This window comes from Aequorivita xiaoshiensis (assembly GCF_022008395.1).
Classification (GTDB): domain Bacteria; phylum Bacteroidota; class Bacteroidia; order Flavobacteriales; family Flavobacteriaceae; genus Aequorivita; species Aequorivita xiaoshiensis.
Genome location: NZ_JAIRBB010000005.1, coordinates 164,232 through 175,443, shown reverse-complemented (window position 1 = coordinate 175,443; position 11,212 = coordinate 164,232). Strand labels below are relative to the sequence as shown.

General features: G+C 35.2%; 11 protein-coding genes and 1 tRNA gene. 2 read left to right on the top strand and 10 right to left on the bottom strand.

The features are described 5' to 3' along the window. Positions 1–77: 77 nt before the first annotated feature. The 3 genes from K8344_RS08275 to K8344_RS08265 all read right to left on the bottom strand — a co-directional run bounded on the left by K8344_RS08275 (position 78) and on the right by K8344_RS08265 (position 2,141). Positions 78–153, bottom strand: a tRNA-His gene (locus tag K8344_RS08275). Between the two features lie 111 nt (positions 154–264). Then, entirely contained in the window at positions 265–981 is a 717-nt protein-coding gene (gene bshB1 / locus K8344_RS08270; RefSeq protein WP_237608260.1) for a bacillithiol biosynthesis deacetylase BshB1, read from the bottom strand. 5 nt (positions 982–986) lie between these two features. Beyond that, positions 987–2,141 carry a trans-sulfuration enzyme family protein gene (locus tag K8344_RS08265; RefSeq protein ID WP_237608259.1) on the bottom strand — a complete coding sequence of 385 codons (1,155 nt, stop codon included), beginning with the start codon at positions 2,139–2,141 and terminating at the stop codon, positions 987–989. Between the two features lie 196 nt (positions 2,142–2,337). Here K8344_RS08265 and hutI point away from each other — a divergent pair, with 196 nt between their 5' ends. Further along, on the top strand, positions 2,338–3,576 hold the full coding sequence (gene hutI / locus K8344_RS08260; RefSeq protein WP_237608258.1) for an imidazolonepropionase: 1,239 nt from the start codon (positions 2,338–2,340) through the stop codon (positions 3,574–3,576). Beyond that, positions 3,573–4,574 (top strand): formimidoylglutamase, encoded by a 1,002-nt coding sequence (locus tag K8344_RS08255; RefSeq protein ID WP_237608257.1) that lies wholly within the window; start codon positions 3,573–3,575, stop codon positions 4,572–4,574. The genes hutI and K8344_RS08255 overlap by 4 nt, the downstream gene beginning before the upstream one ends. 86 nt (positions 4,575–4,660) lie before the next feature. Here the strand turns inward: K8344_RS08255 and K8344_RS08250 are convergent, their stop codons facing one another. The 7 genes from K8344_RS08250 to K8344_RS08220 form a co-directional block, all read right to left on the bottom strand. Continuing rightward, positions 4,661–5,035 carry a hypothetical protein gene (locus K8344_RS08250; protein WP_139855643.1) on the bottom strand — a complete coding sequence of 125 codons (375 nt, stop codon included), beginning with the start codon at positions 5,033–5,035 and terminating at the stop codon, positions 4,661–4,663. A 72-nt stretch (positions 5,036–5,107) separates the two neighbouring features. Further along, complete coding sequence (ettA, locus tag K8344_RS08245; RefSeq protein ID WP_237608256.1) at positions 5,108–6,799, bottom strand: energy-dependent translational throttle protein EttA; 1,692 nt, start codon at positions 6,797–6,799, stop codon at positions 5,108–5,110. Between the two features lie 168 nt (positions 6,800–6,967). Next, positions 6,968–7,444 (bottom strand): DinB family protein, encoded by a 477-nt coding sequence (locus K8344_RS08240; RefSeq protein WP_237608255.1) that lies wholly within the window; start codon positions 7,442–7,444, stop codon positions 6,968–6,970. 67 nt (positions 7,445–7,511) lie between these two features. Continuing rightward, positions 7,512–7,694 (bottom strand): CAL67264 family membrane protein, encoded by a 183-nt coding sequence (locus K8344_RS08235; RefSeq protein ID WP_165149676.1) that lies wholly within the window; start codon positions 7,692–7,694, stop codon positions 7,512–7,514. A 246-nt stretch (positions 7,695–7,940) separates the two neighbouring features. Next, a complete protein-coding gene (locus K8344_RS08230; RefSeq protein ID WP_237608254.1) occupies positions 7,941–8,828 on the bottom strand; it encodes a hypothetical protein in 888 nt (295 codons plus the stop codon). A 53-nt stretch (positions 8,829–8,881) separates the two neighbouring features. After that, complete coding sequence (locus K8344_RS08225; protein WP_237608253.1) at positions 8,882–9,754, bottom strand: DUF4412 domain-containing protein; 873 nt, start codon at positions 9,752–9,754, stop codon at positions 8,882–8,884. A gap of 216 nt (positions 9,755–9,970) precedes the next feature. Further along, positions 9,971–11,164: a DegT/DnrJ/EryC1/StrS family aminotransferase gene (locus K8344_RS08220; protein ID WP_237608252.1), complete on the bottom strand. Its 1,194-nt coding sequence runs from the start codon at positions 11,162–11,164 to the stop codon at positions 9,971–9,973. Between the last annotated feature and the right edge of the window lie 48 nt (positions 11,165–11,212).

Genomic DNA, 11,212 nt, shown 5'->3' with positions numbered 1-11,212 from the left:
ACTTCTCAACCTAAATCGTACCCACAAAAACTCTTAAAACAAAAAAAGTCCTCCTTTTAAGGAAGACTTTGTCTTTTGGGTGGAAGACCGGTTTCGAACCGGCGACCTCTTGAACCACAATCAAGCGCTCTAACCAGCTGAGCTACAACCACCATTTTATGTGCTTTAAAACACAACGCCGTTAAGCGGATGCAAATATAAATCAATTCTTGTTGTTGTACAACATCAAAACATAAAAATTTGAAATCTTCTTTAAATAAAAAATTAAATCAAATCAAAAATAGAATCAACAGCGGGAAATCTTTCTACCGTAAAGCCCTCAGCGTGCTCAGTTCCAATAAGTCGCCCTAAATCTTGAGCTCTATATGTTATACTATCTCTAAAATTTGTAGAAGTTATTGGGGTTTCAGGTTCGTTAGCACCTTCTTGGTGAAACTGACTTTTATAAGCAAAAACTGCTTCTAATTTCTTATCCAAGAAACCCGTTACATCTACCACAAAATCTGGTTCAATGTTTTTCCATTGAATGTAGTGATAAACAAACTTTGGTCGCCAAGCTTTTTGAACCTGTCCTTCATAAATAGTTTCGATTTTCTGTAAACTACTTAAAAAGCATGCATCACTAGCCAACTTACTACCTTTTCCGTGATCTATATGTCTATCGTCAATTGCATTACACAAAACCACTTCAGGTTGATACTTCCTAATTATTTTTATAATCTCCAACTGCGATGGCTTATCATTTACAAAAAATCCATCAGCAAGTCCTAAGTTATGCCTAAACTCCGCTCCTAAAATTTTGGCAGCATCTGCAGCCTCTTGATCCCGAATTTCTGCCGTTCCACGAGTTCCTAATTCGCCTCGTGTTAAATCTAACAAACCTACCTTTTTCCCTTTGTGTATTTCTTTAGCCAAGGTCGCCGAGCACCCCAATTCAACATCATCAGGATGTGCGCCAATAGCAAGGATATCAATCTTCATATAAATTATTTTTTAATTTTATTAAAAGCAATTTCTATATCGTTTTTTAAATCTGCTACTTCCTCTATTCCTACCGAGAAACGCAGTAAACCATCACTTATCCCCTGCTTTTTTCTAGCTTCAGGAGACAACAAACCGTGTGAAGTTTTAGCTGGCGAAAGAATTGTAGATTCCACTCCTGCTAGACTCATAGATGGTTTTATTAATTCTAAACTCTTCAGAAATTCACTTACATTTAAAAATTCATTAATTTCAAAAGAGAGCATCCCAGTATAACCTCTCATCTGCTTTTTAGCAAGCGTATAATCTGGATGCGTTTTTAGACCTGGATAATAAACTTTATCAACTAGAGGGTGTTTCTCAAGCCACTTAGCCATTTTTTTAGCGTTTTTATTTTGCTCTTTTACGCGTAATCCCATGGTTTTCATACTGCGCTCCAAAAGCCAAACAGTATAATCGCTAAGGCTACCACCTAAGTTTTTACCGAGATTCCAAATTACTTTTATATGCTCTTCGCTTGCTGCTACTGCACCGGCACATATATCACTGTGACCACCCATATATTTTGTGGCACTGTGTATCATAATGTCAATTTCGAAATCGGCTGGAGTTTGATTTACTGGGGAAGCAAAAGTGTTGTCTATCATAGAAATAATTCCGTGCTTTTTAGCTAGTTTCGAAATCATTTCTAAATCGGTTATCCGCATCAATGGGTTGGATGGCGTTTCAACAAATATCACTTTTGTATTCTTCTGAATTTTCTCTGAAAAATCCTTTTCCGAAAACCCTTCAGTAAATGAATATTCTATTCCAAATTTATGAAACTCTTCAACTACAAAGTTATAGGTCCCTCCATATAAAGTTTGAGGTAGCACTACATGGTCGCCTTTGTGAAGAAACGCCAACATCGTTGTGCTAACTGCTGCCATTCCACTTCCGAAGATAAGGGCTGCTTCACATTTTTCCAACAACGCAATTTTCTTGCAAAGCGCCTCTTGATTAGGTGTATTAAAATATCGCGGATATCGCTTTACCTCAACGTCTTCAAAAGCATAGCTACTCGACATATACAGTGGCGAAATAGCTCCTTTAAACTGTTTATCCTCTACTTCACCTACATGCGTACAAATGGAGTTGAGCCCTAGTTTTTTAGATTTCATAGTTTAGTAATTCAGAAGCTTTAAAGATATAAATTACAAAGAAGAAATTTCAGAATATCAAAACCTATTTCCAAGGCTCGATATGTTCTTAAATATCATTTCTGCTCGGTTAACTTCAATTTATATATTTGCCTCTTCTCTTATAGGATATACTTTCTTTATCTTTATAAAAAATTACAAGAATTAATAAAAGACAATGAAATTACTACTCACTAACATAAAAGAATTACTCCAAGTACGTGAAAACTCTCCTTTAAAATTAAGTGGAAAAGAGATGAAAGGTCTCCCTACACTTAAAAATGCTTGGGTGTTTTTAAACAATGGGAAGATTGAAGACTACGGTACTATGGATAACCTGAAAGAATATGAAGGTTTTAAACCCCTAGACTGTTCAGGTAAAATGGTGCTTCCGGCTTGGTGCGACAGTCATAGCCATTTGGTTTATGCTGGAAATAGAGAACAAGAATTTGTAGATAGAATAAACGGTCTTACGTATCAAGAAATAGCCGAAAAAGGAGGTGGGATTGTAAATAGTGCGAAAAAACTACAAGAAACTTCTGAAGAAGAATTATACAATCAATCGGCAACTCGTTTAGAGGAAATAATGAGTTTAGGTACTGGCGCTTTAGAAATTAAAAGTGGGTACGGACTTACTACAGAAGCTGAAATGAAAATGCTTCGTGTAGCTAAAAAACTTTCTGAGAAATATCCAATAACTATCAAAACCACATTCTTAGGTGCGCATGCAATTCCTACAGAATACAAGGAAAACAAAGATGGATATATGGATTTATTGTGTAACGAAATGCTTCCAAAAGTAGCTGAAAAAGGTCTTGCCGAATATGTAGATATCTTTTGTGAGGAAGGTTATTTCTCAGTTGCAGATATGGAGCGTTTACTCGAAGAAGGAAAAAAATACAACCTAATTCCAAAAGTACACGTTAATCAATTTAATAGTATTGGCGGAATTGAATCGGCAGTAAAACACAAAGCATTAAGTGTAGATCATTTAGAAGTAATGACGGATGAAGATATAGACGCTTTAAAAAACAGTGATACCATGCCAGTGGCGCTTCCTTCTTGTTCATATTTTTTAAGTATCCCGTATGCACCTGGAAGAAAAATGATTGACGCAGGGCTTCCTTTAGCGCTTGCAACCGATTACAACCCTGGTTCTACACCAAGTGGAAACATGAATTTTGTGGTGGCAACCGCTTGTATTAAAATGCGACTAACTCCAGAGGAAGCTATTAATGCTGCTACAATTAATGGAGCATATGCAATGGGCTTAAGTGATACTCATGGAAGTATTACAAAAGGAAAAGCGGCAAACCTCATCATTACAAAGCCAATTCCATCGTATGGTTATTTGCCTTATGCATTCGGAAGCAATATGATTGATGCTGTTATAATCAATGGTAAGGAAGTAAAATGAATTTAATTAAAATTTACTCCGAAAAAGATGCCGCTCCTTATATCAATAAGCGCGTTGGTGAAACCAAATTTGGTGAAAAAGTTGGTTTCGTTGATTCTCTTGAAAGCTTAAAGAATCATTCGTCCAATTACGTTTTACTAGGTATCCCTGAGGAAATTGGCGTTCGTGCAAATTATGGGAATCCAGGAACTTCAAAGGCTTGGAACACTGCATTAGGGAGTATTTTAAATATTCAGCACAATCACTTAACAAATGCTGAGAATGTTATTCTTTTAGGGGAAATAGACTGCGACACTCAGATGAAGCAGGCAGAAAATATTTTAAAAGCAGATAAACATTATGCCGAAAAACTTGGTGAACTTGTATTTCAAATAGATCATAAAGTAGCCGAAGTTGTAAAAGCAATCGTTGCAGCTGGAAAATTTCCGATAATTATAGGTGGGGGCCACAATAATAGTTACGGAAATATAAAAGGAACTTCTGAAGGATTTAAAAAACCTATAAACTGTATAAATTTTGATGCACATACAGATTTTCGTGCCTTAGAACACCGCCACAGTGGCAACGGATTTTCTTATGCTTTTGAAGAAGGGTTTTTAAGTAAGTATTTTATATTCGGGCTTCATAGAAACTATACTTCTGAAGCCGTATTTGCTTTGATGAAAAAAAATTCTGAGAAAGTGAAATTTAATCTTTTTGAGGATATAACAATTAATCAAAATAAAAGCTTTTCTGAAGCATTAGCCGAAAGTGAAAACTTCTGTAGTAATGATAATTTTGGGATTGAATTGGATATGGATGCTATTGAAATAATGGGAAGTAGTGCAATTACACCAAGTGGTTTTTCAGTAACGCATGCGCGACAATTCGTCTCCTATTTCGCTAAAAACAAAAACGCGAGCTATGTACATCTTTGCGAAGGTGCTCCTTCTACTGGAGTTGCGTCAAACCAAGTTGGAAAGGCTATCGCTTATTTAGTAAGCGATGTGATTTCTTAATCCGTTTTTAAAAATAATGTAATAAAAAAGTCTGTTAGAACGAGTACTTTGCAAATGCTTGTATTTTCGTTCTAACAGACCATAATTTATTTTTTCTCACAAACTACACCCCAAATTGGCAAGGCGGGTTTTGAGGAGTTTATCTTCACTTTATCGTCGCTTATTACGGTAAAGTGTGAAGCATCACCGTACTGAGCGTCAAAAATTGCAGCTAGCGAAAACTTTGGTTTTACAAAATTTAAAGTCTTCCAACTCCCGTCAGATGTGTAAGTTCCCTTTTCAGAAATTACCACAGGTTTGTCGTTTGAACCAGGCTGCGGAATACTTTTAAAATCGAATAAAAAGGTGTTGTTCTCATAGAGTTTTAAAGATACTGAAGCCACGCCGTTACCTAAACTTTTGTAAGATACAACTTCACTTTTCCCTAATACAATTTCCTTAGCGGCCTTAGACGATTTCATAGCGGTATTTTTAGATCCACAGGATGAAATCGTTACTATTAAACCAAGCGCAATAAAATATTTCCACATAATTTATCTAATTAGTTTTTTGTATTTAATACGCTTCGGCATCAAGTCGCCACCTAAGCGTTTCTTTTTATTCTCTTCATATTCACTAAAGCCTCCTTCGAAATAATACACTTCACTATTACCTTCAAAAGCTAAAATATGAGTACAAATTCTATCTAAAAACCAACGGTCGTGGCTAATTACTACAGCACAGCCAGCAAAATTTTCTAAACCTTCCTCTAACGCTCGCAAGGTGTTAACATCTAAGTCGTTTGTTGGCTCATCAAGCAGGAGAACGTTCCCTTCTTCTTTTAACGTCATAGCTAAATGAAGTCGGTTTCTTTCTCCACCAGAAAGCATAGATACTTTTTTGTTTTGCTCGCTACCACTGAAGTTAAAACGACTTAAATAAGCTCTAGAGTTTACTTGTCGGCCACCCATCATAATAAGCTCTTGCCCATCGCTGAAGTTCTCCCAAATTGTTTTTTCAGGATCTATATTGGAGTGTGTTTGATCTACGTAAGCAATTTTAGCAGTTTCACCCACTTCAAAAGTTCCTTTGTCTGGGGTTTCTTCCCCCATAATCATCTTAAAAATGGTTGTTTTACCTGCTCCGTTAGGACCGATAATACCTACAATACCAGCTTGTGGTAATTTAAAGTTTAAGTTTTCGTAAAGCAGCTTATCGCCAAATGCTTTAGATACGTCTTTTGCTTCAATAACATTTGTTCCTAATCTTGGTCCATTAGGGATATAGATTTCTAACTTCTCATCCAATTGCTTTTGATCTTGACTTAAAAGCTTGTCGTAATTCTGTAAACGTGCCTTTTGTTTTGTTTGGCGACCTTTAGCTCCTTGACGAACCCACTCCAACTCACGTTCAAGCGTTTTTTGACGTTTTCCAGCTTGCTTTTGCTCTAGTGCTAATCGCTTCGATTTTTGATCTAACCAAGATGAGTAATTTCCTTTCCAAGGAATACCTTCACCTCTATCTAGTTCTAAAATCCAACCAGCAACGTTATCTAGGAAGTAACGGTCGTGAGTAACGGCAATTACAGTTCCTTTATATTCTGCTAAATGATGCTCTAACCAATGAACACTCTCTGCATCCAAGTGGTTGGTAGGCTCATCCAGTAATAGCACATCTGGTTCTCTAAGAAGCAACCTACACAATGCTACACGACGTCTTTCACCTCCTGATAGTACACTAATAAGCTTATCTGGCTCTGGAGTACGTAGCGCATCCATTGCTATTTCTAATTTGGTATCGAGTTCCCAAGCGTTAGTCGCGTCAATTTTATCTTGAAGCTTTGCTTGTTTATTCATCAACTCCTCCATCTTATCAGGATTCTCATACACTTCAGGAAGCCCGAACATGTCGTTAATCTTATTGTACTCATCAAGCACGTCAACAACTTCTTGCACTCCTTCCTTTACAACTTCAAGCACAGTTTTAGATTCGTCTAGTTTTGGCTCTTGTTCTAAATATCCTACTGTATATCCAGGAGCGAAAACAACATCGCCCTGGTAGTTTTTTTCTTCCCCTGCAATAATGCGAAGCAATGTAGATTTACCACTTCCGTTTAAACCAAGAATACCAATTTTGGCACCGTAGAAGAAACTTAGATATATATTTTTAAGTACAGGAGTCTGGGCACTTTGATAGGTTTTGGTTAACCCAGACATAGAGAAGATTACTTTTTTATCGTCAGACATAATTATTGATTGTAATTTATTATTTATTGTTGAGATTACTCTCTATTATTTTTTTTCGCAAGCGCTATAAATTTGATTTTTAAGCTCTGAAACTGATTCACTTAATTCTAGAAAACTAATAACTTTTAAGTTTCTGCCATTATTATAAGTTTATGAACTAATAACTAATTAATGAAGATTCAGAAGTCTTAATACAATTAGCATCTGTCCAGTGTGATACGCAGTGTGTTCAATTACGAGGAGCAATTCGCGTAGCAGTGTTTGTTCCCCTTTTCCATTTTTGACTGCTTTGGTTAGTTCATTTTTCTCATCTAAAAGGAAGTTTTTTAAACGTTCGCGGTCTGTAATATATTCGGCTTTTAAGGTTTCCCATTCTTCAGCATTTCTGCAGGTTTTCTCTTTGGGCCAATAAAAATCTGGCCATTTTGGTTTGCTGTAGTCATCAGAACAAGTGAACTTTACAATGTCTTTTTGAGTAAAAACAACGTGAAAAAACAATTCATAAAAAGAGTAAGGCAAATTGGCTGGACGAGTATTAATATCTTCAAAAGAAATTTTATCCAACATATCGATCACAGGCATGAAGGCCTCTCCGCCAAAAAGATGCTTTGAAAGTCTTTCTCGTATTAGTTTTTCTTCAGACATAATATTAAACCGAAAACAATAAAGAATTTATGTAAATTAAGCTTTTTACTGTTTACAAATTACTTTTTTAAACTCTCCCTTTTAATGCGTTAAAAACCCAAGCAATAGCAAAAAAGCCGATCCCTACTGAAGCGAAGCCCCAACCTGCAACATCATCGTACCGAAAGGCACCTAAGCCAATAAGAACTAAACCTACTACAATCATTATAAATGTGGCCCATGCCAATACAGTGTTTTTGTTCATTCCCATAGTTTGTTAATTAGAGTTTTTAAATTTTTGGGTAAAAACAAATATCGGGAATATTCCATAGATAATCGTTAACAAAATGTTGTAAGTTGAATAGAGAAAAATGAGAAATATACATTCCTCCCCTATTTTGAAGTATTAGAAGCTGAAAATGTACATGTTAAAGCATATCAATAATTTGAAGTTTTTATCCGCACATAGCAATGTTATTCAATTGAAGATGTTTTATCTCATAACAACAAAATTTAATTAATATGAATATTTTCTGAAGAAATATTCGGCTTCTGAAGGTTTTTTAGGAATTGTAATATGTTCGTGTTTTTTAAACCAAGATACATCCAAGCCTCTTTCGTGTTCTAGATTGTATCTACCTATTACTTCGGTTTTTACATAATTCCAACCTGGTTTAAAACTTAAATTGTAAATAACAGTTGTTTCTGCATCAATAGTATTTGTACCATCTCTTCTCGCTTTTACAGTAGTAGTTTCATTCCCTTTCATCGCAGCTTTTTCATCAACATAAACCAAGTAAACAAGATACCCCTCATCCCCTTGTTTTAAATTACTTTGATTTGTTAGGTTATATGTAGTTCGCACCGAATTACCTATAGTTAAATTCCCTATAGCATTACCATTCTTGAGAACCTGAAATGATGTATTAGAGAAATAACCAGTAGCTCCATTTTCATAATTAAAACTTGAAATATCAGTAATGTCGAAAAACACAAGGTTTCCCAAATCATCTAATTTTTGTTCTGTTTTTAATTCTGAGGGTAAATTAATATTAACTTCTCCTGAAGCATTAATAGTCCCCACTTTAATGGTTTTGGGATGCATGTCATTTCCTTTGACTTTGAATAACATAACTAAATCTACCGCTCCTTCCTGCCAATTATCGAAGGAATTGTTTTTACTCATAATAGTATTTTTCCAATACCAATCTTCTTGAGTTTTTTTAATTTTCGAATCCCTTTTATTTTCAATGTCCTGAGTTTTATTGTTATTATTACTATTTATTGCTTTCTCAGTTTTTACATGGGCATTGGGTTTTACAGTTGTATTAGTATCAGAACTTTTACTGTCTTTACAGCTAGTGAGATATATTAAAGCGAGAAATATTATTGCGATTGATTTCATTATATTAATTTCAATGATTAACTATTTGTCTTGATTTTAACTTTACAAGATGGTTACAATCCGCGATATTCGTTTCTATTAATAGTAAATTGATGTTTTTCTATAGCAGTACACAGTATATGCATATCATCTCTGTTTTTTGAGTTTGAAGTAAACTCCATCTCCATAATCGTTGAGTTCTCATCAAATGGAATGTCTATAGTATTTTTGTCGTCACCTATGGCATTAACACTAGCTAGCATTCCTAAAAAACCAATTGGAGCTTCATTTGTAATATAAATCTTACTTGTACCCTCCTCCTGTTTTACCAAATATCCTTTACATTTATACCCTAAAATGGTCTTGCCTTCAATTGGGATATACTTCATACCATCACCTTTACTATTACTGCCTTTTTGATTAATCATTTCTTGCATTTCTTCTTGTAAGGGCATATTCATCTTCATTGCCATTTTTTGTCCATTACTATTCATAAAAGTTATCATAGCTTGATTTTCTATATCGTAAACAATAACACTATTGTTTTGACCTGCTACTCCCGTTCCGAAGTAACTCGCATTAGGTGCAGCAAAATATTTTAAATTAGAAGTATTTCCGTCTGAGGTTATTTTCATATCTAATGAATACTGAAAGTTATAACTATCAGGAATTCCATCCATATTACCTCCGATTATATTCGAGTTTCTGGTTTTCTTTTTAGATTTGGATTTCTTAGGAGTTTTTTTCGTTTTTTTTTCTTTATCACCTTCAATTACCCCATCAATAGTTTTATTTGTTTGCTTTGAAACTTCTCTATCTGTTCTATTTAATACAGTTCGTTCTACAGTGCGCTCAGCTCTTTTAGCCATTTTATCTAATATTTGAGCCTGAATATTGGTTCCTATTAAAAGGAAGGTAAATGCTATAAGTATGTTTTTAGTTTTCATAAGTAATGTTTAAATCATTCTACATCACTAAGCTAAAGACATACATGTAAAGTAATTATCACACATGTTTCAAAAGTTGAAAGAAATGTGTCATATTCCGAAAACACCTGAAGAAGAAGCAAATTGTATCTTTCCCATTGGGAATTTGAAGTATATAAAAACAAAAAAGTCGTCTAAAACAACATTAGACGACTTTTAAAAAATAGTGACGAAAATCTATAAAACTGAGATAATCGCTTGTTTCATTGCTTCGGCTCTTTTTTGAACCTCTTTTTCAGTCCAGCCAATTTTAATCAATGAAGAAATTGTACGACTCATCACTGCATGACTTTTGGAAAAATCGGTATTGTTTAAGTCTTGCATTTGGTTTTTCACTTCCGAAGAAAGGTTGCCCAAGCTTTTTTGATTTCTCAGGTGTTCCCAACCGTTTATGTAATGCCAATTATTGGTATACCAATAAAAATAAGCATCGACACCAGCATCAGAAAGTGCTTTATGAGCTTTTTTCGTTAAACCCTCATTCGGCAGGAAAAAGCTCAGAAAAGAATAATTTTCTTCTCCTCCCTCAGGCACTTTTCTAAAAGTCACGCCTTCAATAGACGCTAAAGCTTCGCGAAGTATTTTGTAGTTATCCTTCTGCGTATTTAATATTCCATCTAATTTGTCGAGCTGTGCCAAACCGACTGCGGCATTCAATTCGGATATTCTAAAATTGTATCCTAGAAAGGGGTGCGATTCTGCGCCTCGATCGTTACCAACGTGATCGTGGCCATGGTCTTGATAATGATCTGCATTTTTTGCGTATTCTTTATTATTTGTGATAATAGCACCGCCTTCCCCACAGGTAATTGTTTTTACATAATCGAAAGAAAAACATCCCAAATCACCATAGCTACCTAGAGGTTTTCCTTGATAAGTACCACCTAAAGCTTGGCAGGCATCCTCAAGAAGAAGTAAATTATGTTTATCGCAAATTGCTTTTAAGGCTCTCAAGTCTGCCATAGAGCCACACATATGCACAGGCATAACACACTTTGTTTTTTCAGTAATTGCAGCCTCTACAGCGTTAGGGTCAAGCGTTAAAGTTTCATCGATATCTACCAAAATAGGAACAGCACCCAGCGCTAAAATAGATTCAAAACTTGCTACAAAAGTAAATGTTGGCATGATTACCTCATCCCCAGCACCAATTCCAGCTGAAGCTAAAGCCACAGTTAAAGCTGCTGTACCGCTAGAAACTAATTGACAGTATTCTGCATCCATTCTTTTTGCGAATAGAGATTCAAATTCTTTGGCCTTCCAATGATTGTTTCGCATTCCGTCAAAACCATAGCGCATTAAAACACCTGTTTCCAATACATCATTTACTTGTTTGCGCTCTTCAGCGCCAAAAATTTCAAATCCTGGCATGTTTTTTATTTAATATAATTAATATTTTTTGAAAAAGTTTAAAGGGAT

What these genes read in the sequence shown, in the direction of transcription:
- bshB1 (WP_237608260.1), bottom strand. Translation starts at nt 981, where the DNA reads ATGAAGATTGATATCCTTGCTATTGGCGCACATCCTGATGATGTTGAA.
- K8344_RS08265 (WP_237608259.1), bottom strand. Translation starts at nt 2,141, where the DNA reads ATGAAATCTAAAAAACTAGGGCTCAACTCCATTTGTACGCATGTAGGT.
- hutI (WP_237608258.1), top strand. Translation starts at nt 2,338, where the DNA reads ATGAAATTACTACTCACTAACATAAAAGAATTACTCCAAGTACGTGAA.
- K8344_RS08255 (WP_237608257.1), top strand. Translation starts at nt 3,573, where the DNA reads ATGAATTTAATTAAAATTTACTCCGAAAAAGATGCCGCTCCTTATATC.
- K8344_RS08250 (WP_139855643.1), bottom strand. Translation starts at nt 5,035, where the DNA reads ATGAAATCGTCTAAGGCCGCTAAGGAAATTGTATTAGGGAAAAGTGAA.
- ettA (WP_237608256.1), bottom strand. Translation starts at nt 6,799, where the DNA reads ATGTCTGACGATAAAAAAGTAATCTTCTCTATGTCTGGGTTAACCAAA.
- K8344_RS08240 (WP_237608255.1), bottom strand. Translation starts at nt 7,444, where the DNA reads ATGTCTGAAGAAAAACTAATACGAGAAAGACTTTCAAAGCATCTTTTT.
- K8344_RS08235 (WP_165149676.1), bottom strand. Translation starts at nt 7,694, where the DNA reads ATGGGAATGAACAAAAACACTGTATTGGCATGGGCCACATTTATAATG.
- K8344_RS08230 (WP_237608254.1), bottom strand. Translation starts at nt 8,828, where the DNA reads ATGAAATCAATCGCAATAATATTTCTCGCTTTAATATATCTCACTAGC.
- K8344_RS08225 (WP_237608253.1), bottom strand. Translation starts at nt 9,754, where the DNA reads ATGAAAACTAAAAACATACTTATAGCATTTACCTTCCTTTTAATAGGA.
- K8344_RS08220 (WP_237608252.1), bottom strand. Translation starts at nt 11,164, where the DNA reads ATGCCAGGATTTGAAATTTTTGGCGCTGAAGAGCGCAAACAAGTAAAT.